Origin of the sequence: Kaistia defluvii, from assembly GCF_040548815.1 — a bacterium.
Taxonomy (GTDB): domain Bacteria; phylum Pseudomonadota; class Alphaproteobacteria; order Rhizobiales; family Kaistiaceae; genus Kaistia; species Kaistia defluvii_A.
The window spans coordinates 181921-208699 of sequence record NZ_JBEPSM010000001.1; the positions used below are offsets into that span (position 1 = coordinate 181921).

Sequence of the window (26779 nt, forward strand, 5' to 3'; positions counted from 1 at the left end):
CGCACCGATGGAGCGGACCCGTCGCACGAGCCGTCGGACCCCAAGGGATCCGGCATGGATAATTCGGGCCTGATGCCGAAGGAAGGGGCGGTGCCGGGCGGCATTTCCGCGCTTTCGGTTCGGCGGCCGGTCCTGGCCATCGTTCTCAACCTGCTGATTGTCATCGCCGGTCTGGCCGCCTATCGCGGCGTCGAGATCCGTGAACTGCCGAATATCGACCAGCCGGTCGTCACGATCACCACCACCTATACCGGCGCCACGCCGGATACGATGGACAAGGAGATCACCAGCGTCATCGAGAAGGCGGCGGCCGGCGTCACCGGCTGGACCGACATCCAGTCGCAATCGACCAGCGGCCGCAGCCGCGTAACGGTGCAGTTCTCCGATTCCGTCGACATCAACGTCGCCGCCAACGATCTGCGCGATGCGGTCGGCAATGCCCAGCGCAACCTGCCGGATGACGCGGATCCGCCGACCATCGCCAAGGCGGATACCAATGGCGACGCGATCATGCGGCTTGCTGTGACGTCGCCGACGCAGAAGATCGAGGACCTCACCAAGCTGGTGAACGATGTCATCGTCGATCGCCTGAAGGCCGTCGACGGCGTCGCCGACGTGCAGATCAACGGCGATCGCTCGCCCAACATCAGCATCTATATCGATCCGATGCGGCTCGCATCCTTCGGCCTCACGGTCGCGGATCTGAAGACTGCCCTGGCGACCGTGGCCCTGGACGTGCCGGCCGGCAATCTCAAGGACACGAACCGCAACATGTTCGTGCGCGCTGACGCCAGCGTGAAGAACGCCGACGACGTCAAGGCGATCCGGATCAAGGGCGACACCCGCGTCGGCGACGTTGCCGACGTCGTCTTCGGCCCGGCCGCGAAGTCCTCCAGCCTTCAGGTCAATGGCCGCGTCGGCGTCGGTCTCGGCATCGTTCGCCAGGCGAGCTCCAATACGCTGGAAATTTCGGCTGGCGTGCGCAAGGCCATCACCGAACTGGCGACCACGCTGCCCAAGGATGTCGCGGTCCGCGTCACCTCCGATGATGCCGACTTCATCTCGGGCTCGTTTGAGGAAGTCGAGCGCAGCCTCGTGCTGGCGATCTTCATCGTCATCGGCGTCATTTACCTGTTCCTCGGCTCGCTCCGCTCGACGCTCATTCCCGCCGTCACCGTGCCGGTCTCGCTGCTCGGCACGATCGCGGCGATGTATCTGATGGGCTTCTCGCTCAACATCCTGACGCTGCTGGCGCTGGTGCTGGCGACCGGCATGGTGGTGGACGACGCCATCGTGGTGCTCGAGAACATCACCCGCTATCGCGCCCAGGGGGTCGGCGCGCGCGCCGCCGCCGTTCTCGGCGCCAAGCAGGTCTTCTTCGCCGTCATCTCGACCACGGCCACGCTGGTCGCGGTGTTCGTGCCGATCTCCTTCTTCAAGGGAACCGCCGGGCGCCTGTTCTCCGAATTCGGCTTCGTGCTCGCCTTCGCCGTCACCCTGTCTGGCTTCGTGGCGCTGACGCTGGCGCCGATGATGGCCTCGAGGCTGCTCGGCAATGGCAATCATGGCCACGACGAGGGCGGCAATTTCCTGCAGCGCGGGCTGAACGCCGTCGGCAATGTGGGCCAGCGCATCTATGAGCGCGTGCTGGATTTCTGCCTGAAGGCGCCGGCCGTCATCATCCTGATCAGCATCCTGTTCGCGGGCGGCGCGGTGCTGGCCTTCGACATGCTGCCGCAGCAATTGACGCCGCAGGAGGATCGCGGCTCGGTCATGATCGCCATGACGACGCCGCAGGGATCGACGGTCGACTATACGCAGGGACAGATGTCGCTGGTGACGCGCGCCGTGGAACCGCTGCTGAAATCCGGCGAGGCGACCAACATCTTCTCGGTCGCAGGCAATTTCGGCAGCCCGAGCAACGGCTTCATGATGGTGACGCTGGCCCCCTGGGGCGAGCGTACCCGCAGCCAGGCGCAGATCGCCGCCGAGCTCAGCCAGAAGATCCGCTCGATCCCCGGCGCGATGATCAATCTGCGTCAGCCCAACAGCCTCGGGATTCGCGGCGGCGGCCAAGGCCTGACCTTCGCCGTCACGGGCGTCGAGTATGACGGCATCACCAAGGCGGCGCAGCAGCTTATCAATACGTTGGGCGCCAACCCCGCCTTCTCCAACGTCCAGCTCAACTACGACCTCAACCAGCCGCAGCTTTCGGTCGACATCAATCGCGACCGCGCCGCCGATCTCGGCATCTCGGTCGCCGATATCGGCACCATCGTTTCGACGCTGCTGGCCGGCGCCGACATGGGCAATTTCTATGTCGGCGACGACAAGATCGACATCACCGCGCTCGCCCCGGACGGCATGATCGTGACCCCGAGCGATCTGATGAACGTGCAGGTCCGCACGGGCGGCGGCACCATGGTGCCGCTGTCCTCCGTGATCTCGGTCAGCGAGGGCGCGACGTCGCCGACGCTGGCGCGCCAGTCGCTGCGTCGCGCCGTGCCGATCACCGCCACGCTCAGCCCCGGTGTCGACCTCGGCTCGGCCATGCAGATTCTGAACGAGGAAGCGGCCAAGGAATTGCCGGCCGGCATGAACATCGTGCTGACGGGCGAGGCGGCGACGCTCAACGAGACGTCGAGCGGCATCCTGCAGACCTTCATGTTCGCCGTGGTCATCATCCTGCTGGTGATGGCGGCGCAGTTCGAGAGCTTCGTCGCGGCGGCGATCCTGTTCACCACCGTGCCGTTCGGCGTCGCGGCGGGCATCTACGCCATCCTGCTCTCGGGTGGCTCGCTCAACATCTACACCCAGATCGGCCTCGTCATGCTGGTCGGCCTGATGGCGAAGAACGGCATTCTGATCGTCGAATTCGCCAACCAGCTGCGCGATGAAGGCCAATCGGTCCGCGACGCGATCCGCAATGCCTGCCTGATCCGGCTTCGGCCGGTGCTGATGACGATGATCGCGACCGTGCTGGGCGGCCTGCCACTGATCCTGACCGGCGGCGCCGGTTCCGAGGCCCGTGCGGCCTTGGGCTGGATCATGGTTGGCGGCCTCGGCGTCTCGGCCCTGGCGACTCTGTTCCTGACGCCCGTCTCGTTCCTGCTGCTGGCCGGCTTCTCCAAGCCGCGCATTGCCGAGGAGCACAGGCTGGTGGCCGAACTGGCCGAGGCCGAGGCGGAGGATTCCCGCCGGCGCGAGGGCAAGGGTCCGGAGGAAGCGCCGCCCCGCCCTCTCGCGATCGCGGCGGAATAGGGAAAGATTGCCGTGGCATTTTCCCACCCCGATCTTCCCCGCCTCAAGGCTGCCACGGCGGCGTCGATACGCTATCGTCTGATCCCGGGCGGGAAAGCCGGCGAAAGCGTCGGCGAGGACGATTCGAAAGGTCGGGCAGACGCATTGGCAGGCAGGGACGATCCGGGTGACGACAAGGCGATCCAGGCCGACCATGCGCTGATGCAGGCGGTGGCGGGCGGCGAGGAGGGGGCGTTCGCGCGCCTGATCCAAGCCGAGGCGCCGAAACTGACCCGCTTCGTCGCGTCCGTGCTCTCCGATCTGGCCGAAGCCGAGGAAGTCGTGCAGGAGGCGCTGCTCCGGCTCTGGAAGCAGGCCGCGACCTGGGAGCCGAACGCGCGGATCGGCACCTTCCTGCATCAGGTGGCTTATCGCATCGCGATCGACCGTCTGCGGCGGCGCCGGCCGCATCTCGATATCGACGGCTTCGACGACATTCTTGAGGACGATGCCCCGACCCCGGAGCGTCACCTCACGCAGAAGGATGATGGCCGGGTCGTCCAGGCCGCCCTCGACCAGCTGTCGGAACGGCAGCGCACCGTCATCGTGCTGGCCCACTTCCAGGAACTGGGCCAAGCCGAGGGCGCGGACATCATGGGAATTGGCGAACACGCCTATGAATCGCTCCTCGCGAGAGCCCGGCGCCGGCTGCGAAGCCTGCTCGGCGGCAAGGACGGGGACGATCGGCAGGAAGGAATGCGATCATGAGCAAGACATCCGGTGAAGGACGTTTTGAACTGGCAAGCGGTCCGGCAAGCCTGCAGGAAGCTGTCGATCGCTGGGGCCCCGATCTCAATCTCTGGCCCGACCTGATGCTCGTCCGCCGGGCGCGGGAGGCGTTGCTGGCCGACCGCAATTTCCGTGGGCATCGCGACCGCGCCGTGGCCGAGGCTGCCCGGCTTTCCCGCGCCGCCACATCGCTGGACAAGCGGATCGCCGATAGCGGCTCCGTCGAGCGGATCACCCGCAAGCTGCTCGAGGCGACGGGATCGAAGGTTGTTCACTGGCGTCGCCGGATCGCGGCGCTCGCCGCCGTCATGATGCTGTCGGCCGCCTTGGGCAGCGCCTTCGCCGAGATGGTCCCGGCCCAGATCGAGGCGCCGAGGGTCGATGTCGTGCAACTGGATACGCTGGTCTTCGGACCGTCAGAGGCAGACTTTTGATGGCTTTCAAGATCGAACCCAAGACCCGGCGCACCCTTTTGTGGGGTCTGCTCGTCGTGTCCTTGGCCGTCAATGCCTTTTTCATCGGCGCGACCGTCACGGATCTCGCGCGGTTCCGGCTGGGCTCCGAGGACAAGAGCCCGCGCATCATCCGCACCGAACTGCGCTGGCTCAAGGACCGCTTGTCGCCTGACGCGATCGACAGCATCGAGACGCAGTTGAATGTCCTCAAGCCGGATATCCTGGCGCGGCTCGACCGCCTGAAGACCTTGCGGGGCGAACTCAACGCGCTCGTCGCTGCGCCGACGCCGGACAAGGCGGCGATCGATGCGCATCTGCGCAACATCCGCATCGAGGTCGGCGCGATGCAGGAGCAGGTGCAATCGCGCACCTTCGAGGCGCTCCTCAACCTGCCGCCGGAACAGCGCGCGGCGCTCGCTAGACCCGCGAACTAGCGGCGGCTGGTTCTTCCGGCAGACTCGCTGAGGCAAGCACCGTCTCAACAGCTGGTTGGGGTGCGAAGCCTTTGAATCCTGCCAACCCAAACGAAAAACGGGGCCGCAAGCGGCCCCGTTTTCATTCGTGCAGGGAGGATCAGCGCGCCGCGGTGAAGCGGTCGGCGTCGGCCTGGGTCAGCGGGGCGGGGCGCTCGGTGGTGGTCGAGAGCGTGATCACCTTCTCCTGCGCCGCCGAGTCCAGGATCGACACCATCGCGTCGAGCGCATGCAGCGCGACCCGGCCCGAGCAGCGCGGCTCGCGGCCCTGATCGGCGGCGTCAAGCAGGTCGGCGACGCCCAGCATGCGGTAGTTGGCATGCTTGCCGTCTTCCCAATTGGCCTTGCCGAACGGCGCTTCCGAGCTGTCGACCTCGATATAGTCGCCCTTTTCCACGGAGTAGCGGACGCTGCCGCCGAAGAAGTTCGGATCGGGCACCAGCATCGTGCCTTCCGAGCCGTAGAGCTCGATCGGATTGACGTGGCCGTGCTTCCAGACATCCCAGCTCGCCGTCAGCGTGACCTGCGCGCCGGAGACGAAGTGGAGGATGGCGTTGATGGTTGTCGGCGTGCCGACCGGCACGGTCTTGCCCTTGAGCGGACCTTCGGCCGTGACGAGGCGGTCTTCAAACCCCTTGGTCGCGACGGCGGTGACGGTGCGGATCGGACCGAGCAGGTTGATCAGCGCCGCGATGTAATAGGGTCCGAGATCAAGGATCGGGCCGCCGCCGGGTTGGAAGAAGAAGCCGGGATTGGGGTGCCACATCTCCATGCCGTGGCTCATCACATGCATGGTGCCGGCGATGACGCGGCCGATCTTGCCTTCATCCAGTAGCTTGCGCGCCGTCTGGCCCGCGCCGCCGAGGAAGGTGTCCGGCGCGCTGCCGAGCTTCAGCCCCTTGGCGTCCGCCAGCGCCACCAGCTTCTTGCCGTCCTCGACGGAAAGCGCGAACGGCTTTTCCGAATAGGCGTGCTTGCCGGCCGAGAGGATCGCATTCGACACTTCATAGTGCGCCGACGGAATGGTCAGGTTGATGACCGTGTCGATCTCGGAATCGCCGAGCAATCCGTCGATCGTCAGGGCGCGGACGCCGAACTGGTCGGCGCGGGCCTTGGCTGCCTCCGCCACGATGTCCGCGACCGCGACGATCTGGGTGCCCGGAAAGAGCGGCGCCAGCTTCAGATAGGCGGCCGAAATGTTGCCGGCGCCGATCAGGCCGATCTTGTGAACCTTGGTCATGTCGGAGAAGCCTTTCAGGAAACCAGGGCCTTGATGGCCGCATAGGAACGCTCGGCGAACAGCTTCCAATCCGAGGGATTGTCGTGCTCGGCGACAAGGATGCGGGCCTTCTTGGCCTTCTCGATATGCGGCCAGAGCGCCTTCCAGTCCACGACGCCGTCGCCGACATTGGTCCAGCCATCATCGACCGTCGTGCCAGCCGGGGCCAGGTCCTTGATGTGGAAGGCGATCGTCTCGTCGGCGAGCTTGTCGATCTCGGCGGCCACGTCCTGGCCGGCGCGGGCGACCCAACCGAGGTCGAGCTCGGAGCTGACGCCATTGCCGATCAGATGGTCGATCGGGCGCGAGCCGTCGGCCAGCGTCGCATATTCGAAGTCGTGATTGTGATAGCCGAGGCCGAGGCCGGCTGCCTTGGCCTTTTCGGCGGCGCCGGCAAAGCTCTCATGCAGCTTCTTCCAGCCATCGATATCGGTCGGGCGCTGTTCGGCAACGAGATAGGGGATGACGATGGTTTCGGCGCCAATGGTCTTGGCGATGTCGATGAAGCGGCTGGTCTCGCCGACGACGCCGTCGAGCGGGGCGTGGAAGGTGGGCGTCACCAGGCCGACGGCATCGACCTTGGCGCGGTAGCCGGCGGCGTCTTCGCCATAGAGCGGATAATAGGGCTCGACTGCGTCATAGCCGATCTTGGCCAGGCCCTCGAGAACGGTTTCGAGCGGCGGGAAATTGCGGGCGGAGTAGAGCTGAAACGAGATCTTGTGCTGCGACATGGGAATGTCTTTCTTGAATCCGTTCTTAGGGAAGTCGCCTGAAACGCCAGGCGGCTCAGGGGGCGATCAGAGGCGCTGGCCGCTGGCGAGATCGAAGATCGACGCGTAGGCAGGCTGAAAGAAGGCATCTGCCGAAGAGGGCGTCTGGACGTGGGCGTCGCCATCGACGCGCACCGAGAAGGTCGTGCCTGCGACATCGCCCCAGACCAGGCTGTCGGCGCCCATCGGCTCCAGCAGGGTCAGATTGACCGGGATCGGCCTGGCATCCGGTTCGCGATGCTCGAGGTCGACCTGTTCCGGCCGGATGCCGAGGGTCGCCGGGCGGCCATGCTCGGGTGGCTTTTCGAACTCGTATCCGGTGAGGTCGATCAGCGTGCCGTTGGAGAGCTTGAACGAAACGGCGCCGCCTTCGACCGAGATCGTGCCGTCGATGAAGTTCATCGAGGGCGAGCCGACAAAGCCGGCGACGAAGCGGTTGACCGGCCGGCGGTAGATTTCCTTGGGCGATGCCAGCTGCTGGATCACGCCGCCATTCATCACCGCGACGCGGTCGGCCAAGGTCAGCGCCTCGATCTGGTCGTGCGTGACGTAGATCATGGTCGAGCCGAGGCCCTGGTGCAGTCGCTTCAACTCCACGCGCAATTCCGTCCGCAGCTTGGCGTCGAGGTTGGAAAGCGGCTCGTCGAACAGGAACACGTCGACATCGCGCACCAGGGCTCGGCCGATGGCGACGCGCTGGCGCTGCCCGCCCGAAAGCTCCGCCGGACGGCGGTCGAGCAGCGGCTCGATCTGCAGGATCTTGGCGGCGCGGGCGACGCGCTTGTCGATCTCGTCCTTCGGCACCTTGGCCATCTTCAGGCCGAAGGAGAGGTTTCCGGTCACCGTCATGCGCGGATAGAGCGCGTAGGACTGGAACACCATGCCGATGCCGCGGTTCTTCGGCTCCTCCCAGGTGACGTTCTTGCCGCCGATCCAGATCTGGCCGGCCGAAACGTCGAGCAGGCCTGCGACGGCGTTGAGCAGCGTGGACTTGCCGCAACCGGAGGGGCCGAGCAGGACGATGAACTCGCCCTGTTCGATTTCGAGGTCGAGATTCTTCAGGACCTTGAGGTTGCCGAATTCGATTTCGAGGTCACGAATGGAGACAGTGGCCATGGATCACCCCTTCACGGCGCCGGAAGCGATGCCGCGAACGAACCAGCGTCCCGACACGAAATAAACGAAGAGCGGAACGAGTGCCGTCAGGATCGTGGCAGCCATGTTCACGTTGTACTCCTTCTCGCCGAAGCTCGAATTGACGACGTTGTTGAGCTGCACGGTCATCGGGAAGTTCTCGCGACCGGCGAAGATCAGGCCGAACAGGAAGTCGTTCCAGATGCCGGTGATCTGCAGGATCGCGGCGACGACGATGATCGGCGTGGAGAGCGGCAGCATCAGCCTCAGGAAGATCGCCCAGAACCCGCCGCCATCGACGCGCGCCGCCTTGAACAGGTCGATCGGGATGCCGGCGTAGAAGTTGCGGAACAGCAGCGTCATCAGCGGCAGGCCGAAGATCGTGTGCACGAACACGACGCCCGGGATCGAATTGTAGAGCGACACCATCGAGAGGATCCGCACCAGGGGATAGAGGAAGACCTGGTAGGGGATGAACGCGCCGAGCAGCAGGATCGCGAACAGGATGTTGGCGCCCTTGGGCCGCCAGAAGGAGAGGGCGTAGCCCGTCACCGATCCGACCGCGATCGACAGGATGACGCTCGGGATCAGGATCTTGATCGAGTTCAACATGCCGACATGAATGCCTTCGCAGTTCAGTCCGGTGCAGGCCTGCGACCACGCCTTGATCCAGGCGTCGAAGCTAGGCGATCCCGGCAGGGCGAACAGATTGCCCATCCGGATCTCGTCCATCGGCTTCAGCGAGGTCACGATCATCACGTAGAGCGGGATCAGGAAGAACAGCGCCGAGATGATCAGGAAGGCATAGACGCCGTACCGGCCGGGGCCGATGCGCTTGGGACGGGGGCCCGAAGGCTCGACATGGGCGTTTGCGGTGAGAGAAGCCATATCAGTGCGCGCTCCTCGGCTTGCGGAAATACTGCACGTAGAGCCAGGGCGCCAGGACGCAGAGGACCGTGATCATCATGACGGTCGAGGCCGCCGTGGCGAGGCCGAGATTCTGGCGCTGGAACAGGTATTCGATGACGAACTTGGCCGGCACCTCGGTCGATATGCCGGGGCCGCCATTGGTGAGCGCCACCACCAGGTCGTAGACCTTCACCACCGCGGTGGCGAGCAGCACCGTGGCCGTCACGAACATCGGCGTCAGGATCGGGATCACGATGTGCACATAGACGCGCCAGGTTGGGATGCCGTCCACCTTGGCGGCCTTCCACAGCTCGCCGTCGACGCCGCGAAGGCCGGCCAGCAGGATCGCCATGACGAGGCCGGACGCCTGCCACATGCCGGCAAGGGCGATGACGTAGATCGCCCGGTCGCCGCGCGACAGCCAATCGAAGGTAAAACTTTCCCAGCCCCAGTTACGCACGGTCTGCTGCACGCCGAGCGTCGGGTTCAGTGTCCACTGCCAGACGAGGCCGGTCACGATGAACGACAGGGCGTAGGGATAGAGGAAAATCGTGCGGAACACGCTCTCGGCGCGGATCCGCTGGTCGAGGAACACCGCCAGCAGGAAGCCGAGGATCAGGCAGCCGACGATGAAGATCAGGCCGAAGATCGCAAGGTTCTGGACCGATATGATCCAGCGTTCCGATCCGAACAGTCGGGTGTATTGCGAGAAGCCGACATAGTTGGAGACCGGAAAGACCTTCGAGCTCGTGAACGAGATCTGGATGGTCCAGAGGATGGTGCCGATATAGGCGAAGATCACGATCAGCCAGGCAGGAGCCAGGGCGACCTGCGCCATCCAGAAGCGTAGGAATCGAGGTTTCAAGATAACGCACTCCGATAGCCCGGCGGATGCGAGCCGCCGCGGACCGGCTCACCGTCGCGGTGGCGCCAGATCGAGGAGAAAACCCGGCCGGAGAACCGGCCGGGTCGGAGTCCTGTTATTCTGCAGCGATGATTTCGGCGAACTTCGCCTGCAGGTCGGCCGGGGTCTGGGACGGAGTGGTCCAGAACTGGCCGATGATGTCCTGGATCGAGCCGATCGAGTCCGGCGTCTGCAGGAAGTCGAAGCCGGGGACGGAACCATTCTCGGTGCCCAGCAGCTTCAGGCCGGCTTGGGCGCAGGCGTCGAGCTTCGAGGTGTCGACATCGCCGCGAACCGGGACGGAGCCCTTCTTGGCGTTGAAGGCGACCTGGGTCTCGGGCGTCAGCATGGTGTGGGCGAGCAGCGCCTGGGCCTTCTGGGCGTCGGCGTTGTCGGTCTTCGGGAAGACGAACACGTCGCCGCCGATCCAGTAGACCTGGTTGCCGATGCCGGGAATGCAGCCAACTTCCTTGCCGGGGGTCAGGCCGGCGGCGATCACTTCGCCCTTGGCCCAGTCACCCATGAAGTTGAAGCCTGCCTTGCCCGAGACGACGAGGCCGGTGGCCTGGTTCCACTGGCGGCCCTGCTGGCCGGCATCGCCATATTCGCGCAGCTTGCCGAAGGTCTCGACGACCTTGGCGAATTCCGGCGACTTCACGGCTTCGACGTTGTTGTCGCCATAGACCTTCAGATACAGGTCGCGGCCGCCGACGCCGAGCAGGACGTCGTTGAACAGCAGGACCTGGGTCCAGGCGTCGCCCGACTGCGCCATCGGAATGACGCCGGCTGCCTTCAGCTTGTCCATGGCGGCGAACAGTTCGTCCCAGGTCTTCGGCGGCTCGATCTTGTTCGCTTCGAGCAGGGCCGCGTTGTACCAGAGCCAGTTGTTCGAGTGGATGTTGACCGGAACGGCGAAGTAATGGCCGTCACGCGAGACCGCCTTCACCAGAACCGGCGAAAGGAACTTGTCCCAGCCATCGGCCTTGGCGACCTCATCGAGGTTGTTGAGCAGGCCCTGTGCGACCAGGTCCTCGAACTGCTTGCCGGTGTTGAACTGCATGGCGGTGGGCGGGTTGCCACCAACGATGCGGTTGATGCCGGCGGCGCGTGCCGCTTCGCCGCTTGCAATGGCCGCGTCGACCCACTCACCGCCAGCGGCGTTGAACTGGTCGGCAAACACCTTCACGGCAGCGGATTCGCCGCCGGAGGTCCACCAATGGATGACTTCGGCCTTTTCGGCAGCGACCGACGGACCAGCCATCAGGGCCACGACTGCTGCTGCACCGAGCAACGCCTTGGTAAAATGCTTCATGCTTCCTCCTCCCGGGGTTCAGCGCCTTTCCTCAAAGGCGCCAATTCGTGAACGTCCGTCCGATCCACCGGACTTGAACGCCCGAATTCTTGTAATCGATTACATCTACCGTATACTCCCCAAACCGGCTGTCAACGCAAAGTTATTTTGCAGTGCAAAAGAAAAGCCGGACTGGGGAAGGACCAAACGGTGCGAAAATCTGAAACGCCGGAGCCGGAAGCGGCCGCCCGATCCGTCACGATCCAGGACGTCGCGCGCCGGGCGGGCGTGTCCACCGCAACCGTCAGCCGGGCCATCGCCCTGCCGGAACGCGTGACCGAGGCGACCCGGGCCGCGGTGTTTTCGGCCATCCGCGAGACCGGCTACACGCCCAACGCCGCGGCCCGTTCGCTGCGCGCCAAATCGACCAAGATGGTGCTGGTGCTGCTGCCCGGCATCGGCAATTCGTTCTTCACGCCCGTGCTGAATGCACTGGAGGAAGTGTTCACCGAAGGTGGCTACGGCGTGCTGATTGGCTATACGCGTCAAAGCCGTAGCCGCGAGACGCACTATGCCCGGGTGATCCGGGCGGGGCAGGTGGACGGCGTTCTGGTCGTCACCGGCAACGTGCCGCGCGACGAGGAATTCGTCTCGGTGCCGGACACGGTTCCAGTCTCGCTGATGTTTTCCGAAATTCCCGGCACGCCGCAATTCTCCGTCTTTGACGTCGACAATCGCGGCGCGTCGGCCGAGGCGGTGCGCTACCTGATTTCGCAGGGTCATCGCCGCATCGCGCATATTCCCGGCGCCGAGGGTGGGCTCGAAGCGAGCGAGCGCCTCGGCGGATATTGCGATGCACTACGAGAGGCCGGTCTGCCGATCGACCAGGCGCTGATTTGGCGTGGCGCCAGCAATTTCGATTTCGCGTCCGGCGAACGGGCGGCCCGAGATTATTTCGCGCTCGACGAAAAGCCGACGGCGGTCTTCGCCGCGGCCGACGAAATCGCTCTCGGTTTCATGCGCGCGCTGAAGAACCGGGGGGTCGGCATTCCGTCCGACGTATCGGTCATCGGCTTCGACGATACCGAATATGCCGTGCACTACGATCCGGCGCTGACCACCATGCGCCAGCCGCGCAACGAGATGGGCCGGCTTGCCGCCACCGACCTGCTGCGCCGCATGGCGACGGGGCGCGACGGCACGGTGCCGACCTTGAAGGTACGTCTGGCCTGCGAACTCGTGGTGCGCGAAAGCGTGCGGGCGGTGGAGTAGGGGGCAAGAACCCTCACCCCGACCCTCTCCCGCAAGCGGGCGAGGGGGCTCACCGCGCCCGGTCGATCCATGGACGCGCGAGGCTGCGAGCGCACCGGCCAAAAGCCCTCGCCCGCTTGCGGGAGAGGGTTGGGTGAGGGGCTTGCTTGACCTCGGTTGGCAAGCCTAGCCCGCCAGTTCCTCGCGCAGCATTTCCAGCGTCAGCCATTCTTCCTCGGCGGCGTCGCGCTCATGCTGGGCGGCGGCGAGGCGGGCATTGGCCGTGTCGAACGCCTTGCGGTCGACGGCGAACAGGTTCGGCTTGGCGAGCGTTGCTTCCAGCTTGCGGATCTCGGCGGTCAGCGCCTCGATCTTCGCCGGCAGCGTCTCCAGCGCGTGCTTCTGCTTGAAGGAGAGCTTGCTCTTCGAGGCCGGCGCCTTGTCGGCGGTGACCTTCTTTTCTTCCTTGCGCTCGGCCTTGTTGATCGCGCGGGCCGGGGCTGCCGCGCCGCGCTGGATCAGCATGTCGGAATAGCCGCCGGCATAATCCGTCCAGCGGCCATCGCCTTCCGCCACGATCACGGACGTCGCGACGCGGTCGAGGAAGTCGCGGTCATGGCTGACGAGCAGGATGGTGCCGGGATAATCGTCGAGCAGCTCTTCGAGCAGGTCGAGCGTCTCGAGGTCGAGATCGTTGGTCGGTTCGTCGAGCACGAGCAGGTTGGACGGCCGCGCCAGGGCGCGCGCCAGCATCAGCCGACCGCGCTCGCCGCCGGAGAGAGCGGTGATCGGGGCTCGGGCCTGCTCGGGCGTGAACAGGAAGTCCTTCATGTAGCCGATGACGTGGCGCGATTCGCCATTGACCATGACGCTGTCGCCGCGGCCTTCGGTCAGCGCGTCGGCGAGGCGCAGGCTCGGATCCAGGCTTTCGCGGCGCTGGTCGAGCGTCACCATCTGCAGATTGGTCCCGAGCTTGATGATGCCGCTGTCGGGTTCCAGCACGCCGGTCAGCAGGTTGAGCAGCGTAGTCTTGCCCGCGCCATTGGCGCCGACCAGGCCGATCCGGTCGCCGCGCTGGATGCGGGTGGAAAAATCCTGGACGATCGCCCGGTCGCCGAACGACTTCGACACGCCGATCGCCTCGACCACGGCCTTGCCGGAGACATTGCCTTCGCTCGCCTGCAGGTTGACGCTGCCGACGGCGCGGCGCTGGTCGCGGCGCTCCTGACGCAGGCCTTCGAGCTTGCGCAGGCGGCCCATATTGCGCTTGCGCCGCGCGGTGACGCCGTAGCGCACCCAGTCGATTTCCTGGCTGATCTTTCGGTCGAGGCGCTCGCGCTCCTTCTCCTCTTCATGCAGGACGTTGTCGCGCCATTCCTCGAAGGCGGTAAAGCCCTGTTCGAGCCGTCGCGTCGTGCCGCGGTCGAGCCAAAGCGTCGCCTTGGAAAGGCGCTCCAGGAAGCGGCGATCATGGCTGATGAGGACGAGCGCCGAGCGCATCGACTTCAGCGTCTCTTCCAGCCATTCGATCGCCGGCAGGTCGAGATGGTTGGTCGGCTCGTCGAGCAGCAGCACGTCGGGCTCCGGCGCGATGGCGCGGGCCAGCGCCGCGCGGCGCGCCTCGCCGCCCGAGAGCGTGTTCGGCGCCTCGTTGCCGGTCAGGCCGAGCGATTCCATCAGCATGGTGGCGCGGTAGGGGTCGTCGCCCGGTCCGAGGCCGGCCTCGACATAGGCGCGCACGGTGGCGAAGGCGGAAAGATCCGGCTCCTGCGGCAGGTAGCGCAGCGTCGCGCCAGGCTGCACGAAGCGCGTGCCGGCATCCGCCTCGACGGTGCCGGCGGCGATCTTCAGCAGCGTCGACTTGCCGGATCCATTGCGGCCGACAAAGCACAGCCTTTCGCCGGCCGAGACCGAAAGCGTGGCGTTTTCGATGAGCGGACGGCCGCCAAAGGTGAGGCGGATGTCCTGGAGGAGAAGCAGAGGAGGAGCCATTCGACGGGATGTAGCGATGCGCGAGGGCGGTAGCAAGGCGGATCGCGCAGGCGGGCGCAGAACAGGCGCGGTCTGGCGCGGCGAGCCCATGGCAGGGCGCGAGAGTTTGGCCTAAGCTCCCATCCGGTCGTCGGGCGCGGGGAGGTTGAGTTTGGTCTATCAAGGTTCCGATGGGGTCGCCGAATTGGTTGCCTTGATGCGGGACGTCGCCTCGCGCGACGAAACCGCGTTCAAAAGGCTCTATGATCGTACTTCCGCGAAACTATTCGCCGTGGTCCGCCGTATTGCCGTTAGTGAAGCAGCTGCCGAGGAGGCGCTGCAGGAGGCATGGGTCCGGATCTGGAATCATGCCGACAGGTTTGATCCGGCAATGGCGTCCCCGATCACGTGGATGACGACGATCGCCCGTCACGCGGCGATCGACGCCGTACGCAAAGGGTCGGAGCGCGTTTCGAAGACGACGGTCGTCATCGACGAGGAACTGGCGGAAAAGCTGCCAGCCCCCGGCTCGACGACGGACGGCCTGACCGGGCCGCAATTGCGGCGCTGCCTGGAAGGGCTGGAGCCCGACCGGCGCGGCATGGTGCTCCTGGCCTATAGCTATGGCTACAGCCGGGAGGAGTTGTCGCGGCGCTTCGACAAGCCGGTCGCGACGGTGAAGACGATATTGCGGCGAAGCCTGATCGCCTTGAAGGAGTGCCTCGGTGGCCGATGACGACGAAATGGAGGGCCTGGCCGGCGAATATGTGCTCGGCACGCTCGATCGGCCCGAGCGGGACGCGGTAGAGACGCGCGCCGCCAGCGATCCGGCTCTTCGCGCCGCGATCGGCGGCTGGGCGGGCCGGCTGCAGCCTCTGGCCGACCTTGCCGGCGAACAGGCGCCGCCCGAAGGCCTCTGGGCCAGCATCCTTTCCCAGATCCGCGCCGTCGGCAGCGGCGGCGCGCGCGTGCTTCTGCTGGAGCGCACCGTGCGCCGGCTGCGGATCGCGACCGGCATCTTCGGCGCCGCGGCCGCCGTGCTGGCGGTCGTCGTGGCCAGCGACCGGCTCGTGCCGCCGCCGCCCGCCGCGAACTATGTCGCGGTCCTGGGCGGGGAGGGCGGCAAGCCGGCTTTCGTGGCGTCCGTCGATACCAACGCTGGCACGATAAGGCTGCGCCGGGTCGGCGATGCGCCGCCGCCGGACAAGAGTTTCGAGCTCTGGCAGGTTCCGGCGGAAGGCCCCACCGTGTCGATGGGCGTCGCCGACAATCTCAGCGACCTGAAGTCGATGAACGTCTCGCTGAAGCCGGGTGAAAAGCTGGCGATCTCGGTCGAGCCCAAGGGCGGTTCGCCGACCGGCCAGGCGACCGGACCGGTGGTCTATATCGGCGACCTGCTGCCGGCAGAGTAGGCGGGCAACTCTCCCTGGAGATACCGAGGCGGTGGCTAGGCCACCGCCTTTACTTTTTTGTCGATCCAGTTCCCCAGCCGCTCGAGCGCCGCGTCGAGGATCGAATCCTGCTTCGAGAAGCAGAAGCGCACGAAGGTCTTGGGCGCATCGCCGACATAGAAGGCCGAGACGGGCACCGCCGTGACGCCCGCTTCCACCGTCATGCGCTGGCAGATCTCGACATCGCTGCCGCCAAGGCCGAGCGGAGCGGTATCGGCGGTGACGAAATAGGTGCCGCCGCAGGGCACGACCTCGAAGCCGAGCCGCTCCAGCCCGGAGGCGAGCCGGTCGCGCTTCTTGGCGAGGTCTCCGGCCAGGCCGGCATAATAAGCGTCTTCCTTGGCCAGTCCGAACGCGACCGCCGACTGCAGCGCCGCCGGCGTCGTGAATGTCGTGAACTGGTGCGCCTTGGCGATCGGATCGAGCAGGCGCGGCGTCGCCGTCACATAGCCGACCTTCCAGCCGGTCAGGGAGAAGGTCTTGCCGGCCGAACCGATGCGCACGGTGCGCTCGCGCATGCCGGGCAGCGTCATCAGCGGAATATGGGCGCGGTCGTCGAAGATGATGTGCTCATAGACTTCGTCGCAGATCGCATAGGCATCGAAGCGCACGCAGAGTTCGGCGATCCCGCTCAGCTCTTCGCGGGTGAACACCTTGGCGGCCGGGTTCATCGGGTTGTTGAGCAACACCGCCTTGGTCTTGTCGGAGAAGGCGGCGGCGAGTTCGTCGAGGTCGAGCTTCCAGAGCGGCGGCGTCACGCGCACCATCTTCGGAATGCCGCCCGCGCGCCGCACCAGCGGCACGTAGCAGTCATAGAGCGGCTCGACCATGACGACTTCGTCGCCGGGCTCGATCAGCGACGTGAATACGTCGGAGAGCGCCTCGGTCGCGCCGGAGGTCACAAGGACCTCGGTCTTCCAATCGATGTCGAGATCGTAAAAGCGCTTGTTGGCGCTGGCCACAGCCTGGCGAAGCGCCGGCACGCCCATCATCGGCGGATACTGGTTGGGCCCGGCGATCAGGGCCTCGGCCGCCATCCGGCGCACGTCCTCCGGACCGTCGACATCGGGAAAGCCCTGGCCGAGATTGATCGAGCCGTGCTCGATGGCAAGCCGCGACATCACCTCGAAGATGGTGGTCGGAAGGCCAGTATAGACGGGATTGGTCGGTTTCATCAGCAGCTCCACTCGGCGCGCGGGAGATTATGGCGCGCACCCCGCCCGTGCAAGCAATCGCATGCCTTCGATACACCGGGTCGCAGGCGGTTTTTGCCATCGGGGCATCCCGGAGATCGCCGCGTGCAATTTTTATGAGGTGGGCTGAAACCGTTTGGATCTACCTCCGTATAAGGTAGCAGAAGGACGTTTCGGACCCGATCAAGAAAATCGCGGAATTGGATACGGATGAAGATCGCATTTTGAAGATGCGATTTCCGTCAACGCTATATCCTTGCCTGAATACAGATTTTCTTGACTGGTTCGATACGTGACTTCGGAAGTTCAACGTGGATCAACGGACGGGAAAGACCCGACGTTATAGGAGGAAGTCCAATGTCTCATTTTGCCAATTTCGTTCGTGTCGCTGCTGTCGCTACCCTGGCTCTCGGCGGCGTCGCCACCATGGCTGCTCCCAGCTTTGCCAAGACCGTGATGGTCGGCGGCGCGCCGATGTATCCCAACAAGAACATCGTCGAGAACGCCGTCAATTCGAAGGACCACACCACTCTGGTCGCCGCCGTCAAGGCAGCTGGCCTGGTCGATACGCTGTCCGGCCCGGGCCCGTTCACGGTCTTCGCGCCCACCAATGAAGCTTTCGCCAAGCTGCCGGCCGGCACGGTCGACACGCTGCTGAAGCCCGCCAACAAGGGCCAGCTGACCTCCGTGCTGACCTATCATGTCGTCCCCGGCAAGATCTCCGCCGCCGACATCATGAAGGCCGCCAAGAAGATGAACGGCATGGCCGAATACAAGACCGTGCAGGGCGAGACGCTCAAGATCCAGGTCGACGGCAAGAAGGTCTGGGTCATCGATTCCAAGGGCAACAAGGCTCGCGTCACCATCGCTGACGTCAACCAGTCGAACGGCGTGATCCACGTCATCAACGCCGTCCTGCTTCCGTAATCGAAGCCGATACGTTGAGTTCGGAACCCGGCCGCGAGGCCGGGTTCCTTTTGGCTTCGGTGCGGCCGAATTCGCGCCGCTTGAGATAAAACGGATGGCTGCTGAAACTTTTCCGGCGCCCGCTCCGTACATGGAGGACAAGTTGGTGTTCCTGCCCCTGCCTCCTGGCACGTTCACCAACTCCCTGCGCGCCGCATCGCCTCCGCGATCTGCGCACTGGCACCGTTCCGGAGGCCGCCCCGCCCACTGGAACGGTGCCGGACCTTTCCCGTCTTTGGAGTTGGACCGGGCGCACATCGACGCTCGTGCGATGGCGTTTGCTTCCGGGCGTGATCCATCCGGGCGAGTGCGTCGCCCGGACATGGGCTCGGGCTTTATTGACCTTAGTAGGTGAGCATCGGCGGCAGGTTCTTCGCCTGCTCGATCCAGGTCTCGACGATCTTTTCCGAAGGCAACTGGCGCACCAGCTTCTTGGTGGCGTTGATCTCGGCCATCTTGGCCGCGAGATTGTCCGCCCGCCGGGTCTTCAGTTCCTTGACCGTATCGACGCCCGCCGCTTCGAGCAGCTCGGAATATTCCTCCGCCACGCCCTTGATACGCATCAGGTCGGCCATGTTGGCCCATTTCAGGATCTTGTCTTCGCCGAGCCCCGACGTCGCGGCAAGCGCCTTGCGCCCCTTCGGGTCCTTCGCCTGCTCAAGAAGAGCGCCGGTCGTGCGGACACCCGCGGCAATCAGCTTTTCTGCGAAGACAGCGCCGATGCCTTCGATATCCTTGATGGGGTAAGACATTCTCGAACTCTCCTGAGCGAATCCCAAGTGTTAGAAGTCTAGACTTGGATGTTCGCCTGTGTGTTGCGGGATGGCAAGTCGTCTCGTCACGCGGGTGGCGCGACGGTAGATTGCGCGGACCGAATTGGGTTCTATAAGGTCGCCATAGCCCTTCGATCCTCGAAGCGGCGGCGCCAGAGGAATGTGTCGATGCCGATGCTGGAAGCGGACAAGATCTATCTCGGGACGAGCGACAAGCCGGAATATCTCTTGCTCGGCCTCGCCAACCGGCATGGACTGGTCACGGGCGCCACCGGCACCGGCAAGACAGTGACGCTGCAGGTGATGGCGCAGGGCTTTTCCGATGCTGGCGTGCCGGTTTTCTGCGCCGACGTGAAGGGCGACCTTTCCGGCATCGCCGAGCCGGGCGAGGCGAAGGACTTTCTCACCAAGCGGGCCGAAGAGATCGGCTTCGCGGCGGAATACAAGTTCAGCGCCTGTCCGACGATCTTCTGGGACCTGTTCGGCCAGCAGGGCCACCCGATCCGCACCACGGTGAGCGAGATGGGGCCGCTGCTGCTCGCACGGCTGATGAACCTGAACGATACGCAGGAAGGCGTCCTGACCATCGCCTTCCGCGTCGCCGACGAGGAAGGGCTGCTGCTGCTCGACCTCAAGGACCTGCGCGCCATGCTCGGCTTCATGGCCGAAAACGCCGACCGCATTCAGGCCAAATACGGCAATGTCACCAAGGCCTCGGTCGGCGCGATCCAGCGCCAGTTGCTGGTGCTGGAGAACCAGGGCGGCGACGCCTTCTTCGGCGAGCCGGCGCTCGCGATCGCCGACCTGATGCGCACGACCACGGATGGCCGCGGCATGGTCAACGTGCTCGCCGCCGACAAGCTGATGAACTCGCCGCGCCTCTACGCGACCTTCCTGCTCTGGCTGCTGTCGGAATTGTTCGAGGTGCTTCCCGAGGTCGGCGACCCGGCCAAGCCGCGGCTGGTCTTCTTTTTCGACGAGGCGCATCTGCTGTTCGACGAGGCGCCCAAGGCCCTGCTCGACAAGGTCGAGCAGGTGGTCAAGCTGATCCGCTCGAAGGGCGTCGGCGTCTATTTCGTGACCCAGAACCCGCTCGACGTGCCGGACAGCGTGCTGTCGCAGTTGGGCAATCGCGTCCAGCATGCGCTGCGCGCCTACACCCCGCGCGATCAGAAGGCGGTGAAGGTCGCCGCCGACACCTTCCGGCCCAATCCCGCCTTCAAGACGATGGACGTCATCACCCAGCTCGGCGTTGGTGAGGCGCTGGTCTCGACGCTGGAGCCGAAGGGCGTCCCCAGCATCGTCGCGCGCACCTTCATCCGCCCGCCGTCGTCGCGCATCGGCCCGGTGACGGAGGCCGAGCGCCGCCAGATCATCGCCACCAGCCCGATCGGCATCGCCTATGACAGGACGGTGGATCGCGAGTCGGCCTATGAGATCCTGGGCCGCCAGGCCGCCGCCAACGCACCGGCGGAATCCGATGCGGCCGCGGCGCCGGCGTCGGCCAGCGGCTTCGACATTGGCGGCATTCTTGGGTCGCTGCTCGGCACCGACAAGAAGCGCGGCGAGCGCTTCACGGCGACCCAGCGCGTGGCGCGCGAAGTGACGCGCACCGTCACCAACCGGGTGGCGGGCGACGTCGCGGCCAATATCGGCAAGAGCGTTGCCGGCTCGATCGGCGGCTCGGTTGGCCGCTCCATCGTGCGCGGCGTCCTGGGCAGCATCCTGCGCACGCGCTGAGGCGCGTCCCGGAAGGTAGGCACAAAAAATCCCCGGCGCTGAAACGCCGGGGATTTTTCATTTCCAGACCGATAGGCCGGATCAGGCGGCGGCGAGCAGGCCTTCGGCCTGGAGCGCTTCCTTGACCGCCGGACGGGCGGCGACGCGGTCGAAATAGGCGTCGAGCTTGGAGCCGACGTCGAACTTGAAGCCCTTGGCCCAGCGCAGCACCGTGAACAGGTAGCCATCGGCGACGCTGAACTTGTCGCCCATGAGATACGGCTTGTCGCCGAGCGCGTCGGTCAGGAAGGCGAAGCGCAGCGACAGGCGGTCCTTGAAGCTCTGCTTGGCGTCATCCTTGAGCGACGGATTGAACAGCGGGCTGAAGCCCTTGTGCAACTCGGTCGAGATGAAGGCGAGCCAATCCATCAGCTGATAGCGCTCGGCCGAGCCGAAGGCCGGAGCGAGGCCGCTTTCGGGCGCCATGTCGGCGATCATCTGCACGATCACCGGGCCCTCGGTGACGACGTGGCCGTTGTCGAGCTCCAGGGCGGGCACATAGCCCTTGGGATTGATTGCCTTGAAGTCCGCGCCGCTCTCGGTCGCCTTGGCGCGCAGGTCGACCTTCTCCATCGTGAAGGGCAGGCCGGCTTCGCGCAGGGCGATATGGGGCGACAGCGAGCAGGCGCCCGGAGCGTAGAAGAGCTTCATTCATCACATCCTAGATTGAGACCGGAACAGACGGCCGGGGAATGGTTTGGCGTCAGTGGTTGGTTTGTAAGGTGGGCATTCTACCAATGCCTTACAATGCGGCGAATTGTGGTGGGAGGGGCGACAAGCGCTTGCCTTTTCTTTTTCCGGCCGCGAGCGTATCAGAGCCGCTTACAGCGCGTGCCTGCGCGCGCTCATTGCCCTGGAGCCCGCCCGTGTCCGATCGCCTCGCCGACGTTCTCGCCCATATCGATGCCGATATCGAAAACAGCCTCGAGCGGCTGTTCAAGCTGATCCGCGTCGAGAGCATCTCGACCGATCCGGCCTATGCGGGCGCCTGCCGCGAGGCGGCCGAGATGATCGCCGCCGATCTCGCCTCGATCGGCTTCGACGCCAGCACGCGTGCGACCCCCGGCCACCCGATGGTTGTCGCGCATCAGGACGGCGCCAAGGGGCCCCGCGCGCTGTTCTACGGCCATTACGACGTGCAGCCGGTCGATCCAGTCGAGCTTTGGGATACCGCCCCGTTCGAACCGAAGATCGTCACCGCCGCTGACGGCACCAAGCAGATCGTCGCCCGCGGCAGCTCGGACGACAAGGGCCAGCTGATGACCTTCATCGAGGCGTTCCGCGCATGGAAAGCCGTCACCGGCTCGCTGCCGATTCCCGTCTCGATCCTGCTGGAAGGCGAGGAAGAATCGGGCGGGCCCAGCCTCGTGCCGTTCATGCAGGCCAACAAGGACGAGTTCGCCGCCGATTTCGCGTTCATCTGCGACACGAACATGTGGGACCGCCAGACGCCGGCCGTGACGACCATGCTGCGTGGCCTCGTTGGCGAGGAAATCACCATCACCGCCGCCTCGCGCGACCTCCATTCGGGCATGTATGGCGGCGCCGCGCGCAACCCGATCCACGTCCTCGTCTCGATCCTCGACGGCCTGCGCGACGAGACCGGCCGGGTCACCCTACCGGGCTTCTATGACGGCGTCGGCGAGATCCCCGACAGCATCCGCCAGCAGTGGCAGTCGCTCGGCTTCGATCCCGATCAGTTCCTGGGCGAGGTCGGCCTGTCGATCCCGGCCGGCGAGGAAGATCGCAGCGTGCTGGAGAAGATCTGGGCGCGGCCTACCTGCGAGGTCAACGGCATTTCCGGAGGCTATACCGGCAAGGGCTTCAAGACGGTGATCCCCTCGCAGGCCTTCGCCAAGGTGTCGTTCCGCCTGGTCGACAAGCAGGATCCGGAAAAGATCCGTGCCGCCTTCCGCGCCTATGTCGAGTCGCAGCTGCCGGCCGATTGCACGGTCGAGTTCACCCGGCATGGTGGCTCGCCCGGCATCCGGCTCTCGTCCGAGAATCCGGCGCTGGTGAAGACCCGTGCCGCCCTGACGGACGAATGGGGCCATGATTGCGTTGTGGTCGGCTCGGGCGGCTCGATCCCGGTCGCGGGCGACTTCAAGACCGTGCTCGGCCTCGATGCGCTGATGGTCGGCTTCGCGCAGGAGAACGACCGCATCCATTCGCCGAACGAGAAATACGACCTCACCAGCTTCCATGGCGGCATCCGCTCCTGGGCGCGGATCCTGTCGGCGCTGTCCGAGGAGGGCGCGCAGTGAAGATCTGCGTTTTCTGCGGTTCGAGCTCCGGTTTCCGGCCCGATTATCGCGACGCGGCGGTGGCGCTTGGACGCGCCATAGCCGATCGCGGCGCCTCGCTTGTTTATGGCGGCTCAAAAGTCGGCCTGATGGGCGCGGTCGCCGATGCCGCGCTGGCGGCGGGCGGCGAGGTGATCGGCGTCATTCCCGAGGCGCTGCGCGACAAGGAAATCGCCCACCCGCATCTCACCAAGCTGCATGTCGTCGGCTCGATGCATGAGCGCAAGCAGATGATGGCCGATCTCTCGACCGGCTTCGTGGCGCTGCCGGGCGGGCTCGGCACGCTGGAGGAGCTGTTCGAGATCTGGACCTGGGCCCAGCTCGGCTATCACAAGAAGCCGGTCGGCCTGCTGGATGTCGCGAACTTCTACGAGAAGCTCGACGCCTTCCTCGACCACACGGTCGAGGCCGGTTTCGTGCGTGCCGAACACCGCGACATGCTGATCGTCGACGACAATCCGGTCACGCTGCTCGATCGCTACGAGAACTACCAGCCCGTGGCGCTCGCCAAGTGGATCGGCCCAACCGAGCGGTAAGGCCCCGGCTTCAGGACAGAAGCCGGGCGCGCCGTTCGGTCAGATAGGATCGAACGGCGGCATCCGTCGCGAGCGCGATGGCACGGTCATAGGCCTCGATCGCCCCGCCGCGCGCATTCGCCCGGGCCAGCAGGTCGGCGCGAACCGCCCAGAAGGGCTGGTAGGCTTCAACCCTGCCGCTGTCGAGTTCTGCCAGGCATCGAAGCCCGGCCTCGACACCATGCGCCTCCGCCATCGCCGCGGCCCGGCCAACGGCCACCCCCAGTCGCGGCGACGTGCGATGGAGCCGGTCATAGAGGCCTGCGATGGTGGAGCGATCCGGCTCGCCGGTCAGTCTGCGGCCGGCATGGGCGGACTGGATCGCCGCTTCCAGCTGGTATCGCCCCGGCCGTCCGAGCGCTCCGGCGCGCGCCAGCGTTGCCTCTGCCTCGGCCAGCCTGGCGTGCGACCAGAGCGACGGATCCTGCTCTGAAAGGGGCACATAGGCGCCGTCCGTCCCCCGCCGCGCCGGCGAGCGCGCCTCCAGATGCAGCATCAGGGCGAGCAGGCCCAGCGCCTCCGGCTCCTGCGGCATTAGCTCGACCAGGGTCCGACCCAGCCAGACTGCCTCGGCCGCGAGGTCATGCCGCTGGCTGTCATCCGCCGGGCTGTCCCAGCCATGGCCATAGGCGGCATAGATGGCGTCGAGCACGGGCTCCAGCCGGCCGGCGAGTTCGCGCCGGTCTGGCAATTCGAAGCCAATACCGGCGTCGCGGATCTTGATCTTGGCGCGCGTCAGCCGGCGCCCCATCGCGTCCGGCGACACGACGAAGGCGGCGGCGATGCGCGCCGCGTTGAGCCCGAGCACGCTCTGCAGCATGAGCGCGGCGTGGATGGAGGGATCGATCGCCGGATGGGCGCAGACGAAAAGCAGCTTCAGCCGCTCGTCGGGAAAGTTCGGCGCCGCCAGATCGATCTCGCCGGCGATATCGGTCAGCAGCGCGAGCGAGCGCGACAACGCTTCATCGGTCGTTGCGCGTCGCGCGCGGTCGATCCACCGGCGCCGTGCAACGGCAAGCAGCCACGCCTCGGGACGATCCGGGATGCCCCGATCCGGCCATTGCTCCAAGGCGGCGAGGATCGCATCAGCAAGCGCGTCCTCGGCCGCCCCGATATCGCGACCCCGCGCAGAGAGGATGGCGACGAGCCGGCCATAGCTCTCGCGAACCGCCTGCTCGACGCGACCTCCCGCCATCGATACGCCCTCCGACGCGAGTGGTTCGTTACATCGTGGTCAGCGTCGGGCGGATCTCCACGCCGCCATATGGCGCGCAGGGCGCCTTCGCGGCCCAGGCGATGGCCGCGTCCAGATCGTCGACTTCGATGATGAAGAATCCGCCCAACTGCTCCTTGGCGTCGGCAAACGGCCCGTCCTGGACCTGGTGCTGCCCGTCGCGGATGCGCAGGGATGTCGCCGTATCCGGGCCGAGCAGGCCCTCGCCGCCGCGAACGATGCCGGAAGCGCTGATGTCCTCGACATAGGCCTTCCACGCGCCCCAATAGGCGATGGTCTCGGGGTCGTGTTCGCGGGTCGTGAACTGCTGGCTGTTTTCGTAGAAGAGCAGGGCGTATTGCATGGAAATCTCGGCTGCGGTTCGAGAGGCGGGACCATTCCCGGCCTTCACGACCATGTCGCGGCGCGCCCCGCCATTCGGACAGGGCCGGGAAAATAAACTTCCGCGATCTCGCAGGGCGACGGCGGCCACGTCAAGGCGAAGGTCCTCAGGGCGTGGGCGCGGCGGACGCTGCAACCGCCGCCGGCGGGACCTGCTTCAGATATTCGCCGATCGCCTGGCGGTCTTCGGCCGTCAGCTTCGCCATGTTGCGAACGACCTCGGCCATCGTGCCGCCGAGGGAATCGAAGTCCGGCGTGAAGCCCGTGTCGAGCGCGTTGGCGATGTCATCGACGCTCCAGTCGGAAAGGCCGCCGGGGCCCGAGGTGATATCGGGCACTTTGCCCTTGCCGGAAGGGTCGGGCGCCCCGGCGAGCGCGCGGCTCATGTCCAGCCCGCCCAGCGCCGTGCGCGGCGTGTGGCATTCGTTGCAATGGCCCGGTCCCTCGACGAGATAGGCGCCGTGATTGACGGCCTCGCTCTTGGCCGGGTCCGGCGTGAAGGTCTTGCCGTCGAGATAAAGCAGCTTCCACAGCCCGATGCCGCGGCGGATCGAGAAGGGGAAGGGCAGGTCGTGCGGCTGGTTGGCCGTCGCGTCCGCCGGCAGCGTGTCGAGATAGGCCTTGAGATCCAGGAGATCCGGCACCGTCATCCGCTGATAGGAGGTGTAGGGGAAGGCCGGGTAGAGGTGCGAGCCATCCGGCGCCATGCCGCGCTTCATGGCGTTGACGAAGTCAAGCGCGCTCCAGTTGCCAATGCCATGCGTCTTGTCCGGCGAGATGTTGGGCGCATGGAAGGTGCCGAAGGGGGAGGCGATCGCCACGCCGCCGGTGAGCTTTAGCAGGTTGTCGCCGCTGGCGCCCGGGGCGGCATGGCAGGAGGCGCAACCGCCGGCCCAGAACAGCCTTTCGCCCTTGGCCGCGTCGCCCGGCTTGTCGGGCAGCACGGCGGCGTCGAGCGGCTGCGGCGCCGTCAGGAACCAGAAAACCGCCGCAGCCAGGGCTGCGACGGCGACGACGGCAAGGGTGGCGGTGCGGATCCGCACGGTCAGGATTTCTTGATGCGGAACTTCTCGTGGCAGCTCTGGCAGCTGGCGCCGACTTCTCCGGCCGAGGCCTTGATGGCGTCGAGACCGCCTGATGCGGCGGCGGCGCCCGCGGTGGCGGCGGCGCCCATCTTGGCGGCGAGGGCTTCAAACCCTGCCTTGTCCTGCCAGATGGCGGGCGAGGCCGTCGTCTTGCCCTGGTCCGAACCTTCGGGGAACAGGGTCGGGAAGGTCTTGATGTCGGCGGCGATCTTCTCGAACGCCGCCTTGGCGGCCGCCGCGTCGTAGGGGGTCTTTCCCTGCACCATCTGGAAGATCGTCTTGGCGGCGCCGGCATTGTCCTTCATCAGCGCCTGGCGCTGGGCGATGACGTCGTCGGCGCCATGGGCGAGGCCCGCGGCTCCCAGCGTCAGGGCCAGTCCGGCCAGTATGATCTTGAATCGCATCGACAATCCTCCGTTGTGGTGTTCGGAATCGTTCTAACTGTCACGATGAACGATGACAGGGGCAAGTCGGAAGCGGTCGCGGTCACGCAAATATGATCGCCTTTCCCGCCCGGCCGCGCCTCGCGCAATGCGGCCCGGAGCGCGGATCGGAAACCGCATACCTTTGATT

General features: G+C 65.7%; 25 protein-coding genes. 11 read left to right on the forward strand and 14 right to left on the reverse strand.

Going from position 1 to position 26779, the window contains the following annotated elements; genetic code table 11:
- The first annotated feature begins 72 nt into the window (after positions 1-72).
- From ABIE08_RS00895 to ABIE08_RS00910, 4 genes are read left to right on the forward strand one after another with little or no spacing between them, the layout of a single operon-like run.
- Positions 73-3261, forward strand: a complete 3189-nt coding sequence (locus tag ABIE08_RS00895) for an efflux RND transporter permease subunit (RefSeq protein ID WP_436409532.1) — start codon at positions 73-75, stop codon at positions 3259-3261.
- Positions 3262-3273: 12 nt separating this feature from the next.
- Positions 3274-4008 carry an RNA polymerase sigma factor gene (locus ABIE08_RS00900; protein ID WP_354548044.1) on the forward strand — a complete coding sequence of 245 codons (735 nt, stop codon included), beginning with the start codon at positions 3274-3276 and terminating at the stop codon, positions 4006-4008.
- On the forward strand, positions 4005-4463 hold the full coding sequence (locus ABIE08_RS00905) for a hypothetical protein (protein ID WP_354548045.1): 459 nt from the start codon (positions 4005-4007) through the stop codon (positions 4461-4463). Before ABIE08_RS00900 ends, ABIE08_RS00905 begins: the two co-directional genes overlap by 4 nt.
- Positions 4463-4918 carry a periplasmic heavy metal sensor gene (locus tag ABIE08_RS00910; protein ID WP_354548047.1) on the forward strand — a complete coding sequence of 152 codons (456 nt, stop codon included), beginning with the start codon at positions 4463-4465 and terminating at the stop codon, positions 4916-4918. Before ABIE08_RS00905 ends, ABIE08_RS00910 begins: the two co-directional genes overlap by 1 nt.
- Before the next feature lie 139 nt (positions 4919-5057).
- On the opposite strand, the gene ABIE08_RS00915 is transcribed toward ABIE08_RS00910, so the two are convergent.
- The 6 genes from ABIE08_RS00915 to ABIE08_RS00940 all read right to left on the reverse strand — a co-directional run bounded on the left by ABIE08_RS00915 (position 5058) and on the right by ABIE08_RS00940 (position 11265).
- Positions 5058-6197: a Gfo/Idh/MocA family protein gene (locus ABIE08_RS00915; RefSeq protein ID WP_354548048.1), complete on the reverse strand. Its 1140-nt coding sequence runs from the start codon at positions 6195-6197 to the stop codon at positions 5058-5060.
- A gap of 14 nt (positions 6198-6211) precedes the next feature.
- Positions 6212-6967 (reverse strand): sugar phosphate isomerase/epimerase family protein, encoded by a 756-nt coding sequence (locus tag ABIE08_RS00920; RefSeq protein WP_354548049.1) that lies wholly within the window; start codon positions 6965-6967, stop codon positions 6212-6214.
- Positions 6968-7033: 66 nt separating this feature from the next.
- On the reverse strand, positions 7034-8122 hold the full coding sequence (locus ABIE08_RS00925) for an ABC transporter ATP-binding protein (protein ID WP_354548050.1): 1089 nt from the start codon (positions 8120-8122) through the stop codon (positions 7034-7036).
- A 3-nt stretch (positions 8123-8125) separates the two neighbouring features.
- Positions 8126-9028: a carbohydrate ABC transporter permease gene (locus ABIE08_RS00930; RefSeq protein ID WP_354548052.1), complete on the reverse strand. Its 903-nt coding sequence runs from the start codon at positions 9026-9028 to the stop codon at positions 8126-8128.
- Between the two features lies 1 nt (position 9029).
- Positions 9030-9914: a carbohydrate ABC transporter permease gene (locus ABIE08_RS00935; protein ID WP_354548053.1), complete on the reverse strand. Its 885-nt coding sequence runs from the start codon at positions 9912-9914 to the stop codon at positions 9030-9032.
- A gap of 115 nt (positions 9915-10029) precedes the next feature.
- Entirely contained in the window at positions 10030-11265 is a 1236-nt protein-coding gene (locus ABIE08_RS00940; protein ID WP_354548054.1) for an ABC transporter substrate-binding protein, read from the reverse strand.
- A gap of 189 nt (positions 11266-11454) precedes the next feature.
- Between ABIE08_RS00940 and ABIE08_RS00945 the strand changes: the two genes are divergently transcribed.
- A complete protein-coding gene (locus ABIE08_RS00945) occupies positions 11455-12516 on the forward strand; it encodes a LacI family DNA-binding transcriptional regulator (RefSeq protein ID WP_354548056.1) in 1062 nt (353 codons plus the stop codon).
- Positions 12517-12681: 165 nt separating this feature from the next.
- On the opposite strand, the gene ABIE08_RS00950 is transcribed toward ABIE08_RS00945, so the two are convergent.
- The gene (locus ABIE08_RS00950) at positions 12682-14487 is read right to left on the reverse strand and encodes an ABC-F family ATP-binding cassette domain-containing protein (protein ID WP_354548057.1); all 1806 of its coding nucleotides are present in this window, start codon (positions 14485-14487) and stop codon (positions 12682-12684) included.
- 196 nt (positions 14488-14683) lie between these two features.
- On the opposite strand from ABIE08_RS00950, the gene ABIE08_RS00955 reads away from it, so the two are divergent.
- Both ABIE08_RS00955 and ABIE08_RS00960 read left to right on the forward strand, forming a co-directional pair.
- On the forward strand, positions 14684-15202 hold the full coding sequence (locus tag ABIE08_RS00955; protein WP_354551519.1) for a sigma-70 family RNA polymerase sigma factor: 519 nt from the start codon (positions 14684-14686) through the stop codon (positions 15200-15202).
- Positions 15192-15878, forward strand: a complete 687-nt coding sequence (locus tag ABIE08_RS00960; protein WP_354548058.1) for an anti-sigma factor — start codon at positions 15192-15194, stop codon at positions 15876-15878. The genes ABIE08_RS00955 and ABIE08_RS00960 overlap by 11 nt, the downstream gene beginning before the upstream one ends.
- Before the next feature lie 35 nt (positions 15879-15913).
- Here ABIE08_RS00960 and ABIE08_RS00965 read toward each other — a convergent pair whose 3' ends face one another.
- Positions 15914-17092, reverse strand: coding sequence for an aminotransferase (locus tag ABIE08_RS00965; RefSeq protein WP_354548059.1), 1179 nt, complete (start codon positions 17090-17092; stop codon positions 15914-15916).
- A 444-nt stretch (positions 17093-17536) separates the two neighbouring features.
- On the opposite strand from ABIE08_RS00965, the gene ABIE08_RS00970 reads away from it, so the two are divergent.
- Positions 17537-18037, forward strand: coding sequence for a fasciclin domain-containing protein (locus ABIE08_RS00970; protein ID WP_354551521.1), 501 nt, complete (start codon positions 17537-17539; stop codon positions 18035-18037).
- A 383-nt stretch (positions 18038-18420) separates the two neighbouring features.
- Here the strand turns inward: ABIE08_RS00970 and ABIE08_RS00975 are convergent, their stop codons facing one another.
- Positions 18421-18828 (reverse strand): DUF4332 domain-containing protein, encoded by a 408-nt coding sequence (locus tag ABIE08_RS00975; RefSeq protein ID WP_354548061.1) that lies wholly within the window; start codon positions 18826-18828, stop codon positions 18421-18423.
- Positions 18829-19023: 195 nt separating this feature from the next.
- On the opposite strand from ABIE08_RS00975, the gene ABIE08_RS00980 reads away from it, so the two are divergent.
- A complete protein-coding gene (locus ABIE08_RS00980) occupies positions 19024-20589 on the forward strand; it encodes a helicase HerA-like C-terminal domain-containing protein (protein WP_354551523.1) in 1566 nt (521 codons plus the stop codon).
- 81 nt (positions 20590-20670) lie between these two features.
- Here the strand turns inward: ABIE08_RS00980 and gstA are convergent, their stop codons facing one another.
- Positions 20671-21279, reverse strand: a complete 609-nt coding sequence (gstA, locus tag ABIE08_RS00985; protein WP_354548062.1) for a glutathione transferase GstA — start codon at positions 21277-21279, stop codon at positions 20671-20673.
- A 215-nt stretch (positions 21280-21494) separates the two neighbouring features.
- Between gstA and ABIE08_RS00990 the strand changes: the two genes are divergently transcribed.
- Positions 21495-22892 (forward strand): M20/M25/M40 family metallo-hydrolase, encoded by a 1398-nt coding sequence (locus ABIE08_RS00990; RefSeq protein ID WP_354548063.1) that lies wholly within the window; start codon positions 21495-21497, stop codon positions 22890-22892.
- Positions 22889-23467 carry a TIGR00730 family Rossman fold protein gene (locus tag ABIE08_RS00995; RefSeq protein ID WP_354548065.1) on the forward strand — a complete coding sequence of 193 codons (579 nt, stop codon included), beginning with the start codon at positions 22889-22891 and terminating at the stop codon, positions 23465-23467. Before ABIE08_RS00990 ends, ABIE08_RS00995 begins: the two co-directional genes overlap by 4 nt.
- 10 nt (positions 23468-23477) lie before the next feature.
- Here ABIE08_RS00995 and ABIE08_RS01000 read toward each other — a convergent pair whose 3' ends face one another.
- From ABIE08_RS01000 to ABIE08_RS01015, 4 genes are all read right to left on the reverse strand, one after another.
- The gene (locus ABIE08_RS01000; protein WP_354548066.1) at positions 23478-24701 is read right to left on the reverse strand and encodes an RNA polymerase sigma factor; all 1224 of its coding nucleotides are present in this window, start codon (positions 24699-24701) and stop codon (positions 23478-23480) included.
- A 28-nt stretch (positions 24702-24729) separates the two neighbouring features.
- The gene (locus ABIE08_RS01005; protein ID WP_354548067.1) at positions 24730-25083 is read right to left on the reverse strand and encodes a YciI family protein; all 354 of its coding nucleotides are present in this window, start codon (positions 25081-25083) and stop codon (positions 24730-24732) included.
- Between the two features lie 145 nt (positions 25084-25228).
- On the reverse strand, positions 25229-26164 hold the full coding sequence (locus ABIE08_RS01010) for a cytochrome c (RefSeq protein ID WP_354548068.1): 936 nt from the start codon (positions 26162-26164) through the stop codon (positions 25229-25231).
- Positions 26165-26166: 2 nt separating this feature from the next.
- Positions 26167-26610, reverse strand: coding sequence for a c-type cytochrome (locus tag ABIE08_RS01015; RefSeq protein WP_354548070.1), 444 nt, complete (start codon positions 26608-26610; stop codon positions 26167-26169).
- Positions 26611-26779 lie beyond the last annotated feature (169 nt).

Excerpts from the sequence above, each read along its gene's own strand:
- ABIE08_RS01000 (WP_354548066.1), bottom strand. The coding sequence starts at position 24,701 with ATGGCGGGAGGTCGCGTCGAGCAGGCGGTTCGCGAGAGCTATGGCCGG.
- ABIE08_RS00910 (WP_354548047.1), top strand. The coding sequence starts at position 4,463 with ATGGCTTTCAAGATCGAACCCAAGACCCGGCGCACCCTTTTGTGGGGT.
- ABIE08_RS00895 (WP_436409532.1), top strand. The coding sequence starts at position 73 with ATGCCGAAGGAAGGGGCGGTGCCGGGCGGCATTTCCGCGCTTTCGGTT.
- ABIE08_RS00970 (WP_354551521.1), top strand. The coding sequence starts at position 17,537 with ATGGCTGCTCCCAGCTTTGCCAAGACCGTGATGGTCGGCGGCGCGCCG.
- ABIE08_RS00940 (WP_354548054.1), bottom strand. The coding sequence starts at position 11,265 with ATGAAGCATTTTACCAAGGCGTTGCTCGGTGCAGCAGCAGTCGTGGCC.
- ABIE08_RS01015 (WP_354548070.1), bottom strand. The coding sequence starts at position 26,610 with ATGCGATTCAAGATCATACTGGCCGGACTGGCCCTGACGCTGGGAGCC.
- ABIE08_RS00920 (WP_354548049.1), bottom strand. The coding sequence starts at position 6,967 with ATGTCGCAGCACAAGATCTCGTTTCAGCTCTACTCCGCCCGCAATTTC.
- ABIE08_RS00955 (WP_354551519.1), top strand. The coding sequence starts at position 14,684 with ATGCGGGACGTCGCCTCGCGCGACGAAACCGCGTTCAAAAGGCTCTAT.
- ABIE08_RS00905 (WP_354548045.1), top strand. The coding sequence starts at position 4,005 with ATGAGCAAGACATCCGGTGAAGGACGTTTTGAACTGGCAAGCGGTCCG.
- ABIE08_RS00925 (WP_354548050.1), bottom strand. The coding sequence starts at position 8,122 with ATGGCCACTGTCTCCATTCGTGACCTCGAAATCGAATTCGGCAACCTC.
- ABIE08_RS00915 (WP_354548048.1), bottom strand. The coding sequence starts at position 6,197 with ATGACCAAGGTTCACAAGATCGGCCTGATCGGCGCCGGCAACATTTCG.
- ABIE08_RS00930 (WP_354548052.1), bottom strand. The coding sequence starts at position 9,028 with ATGGCTTCTCTCACCGCAAACGCCCATGTCGAGCCTTCGGGCCCCCGT.
- ABIE08_RS00950 (WP_354548057.1), bottom strand. The coding sequence starts at position 14,487 with ATGGCTCCTCCTCTGCTTCTCCTCCAGGACATCCGCCTCACCTTTGGC.
- ABIE08_RS00975 (WP_354548061.1), bottom strand. The coding sequence starts at position 18,828 with ATGTCTTACCCCATCAAGGATATCGAAGGCATCGGCGCTGTCTTCGCA.
- gstA (WP_354548062.1), bottom strand. The coding sequence starts at position 21,279 with ATGAAGCTCTTCTACGCTCCGGGCGCCTGCTCGCTGTCGCCCCATATC.
- ABIE08_RS00980 (WP_354551523.1), top strand. The coding sequence starts at position 19,024 with ATGCTGGAAGCGGACAAGATCTATCTCGGGACGAGCGACAAGCCGGAA.
- ABIE08_RS00965 (WP_354548059.1), bottom strand. The coding sequence starts at position 17,092 with ATGAAACCGACCAATCCCGTCTATACTGGCCTTCCGACCACCATCTTC.
- ABIE08_RS01005 (WP_354548067.1), bottom strand. The coding sequence starts at position 25,083 with ATGCAATACGCCCTGCTCTTCTACGAAAACAGCCAGCAGTTCACGACC.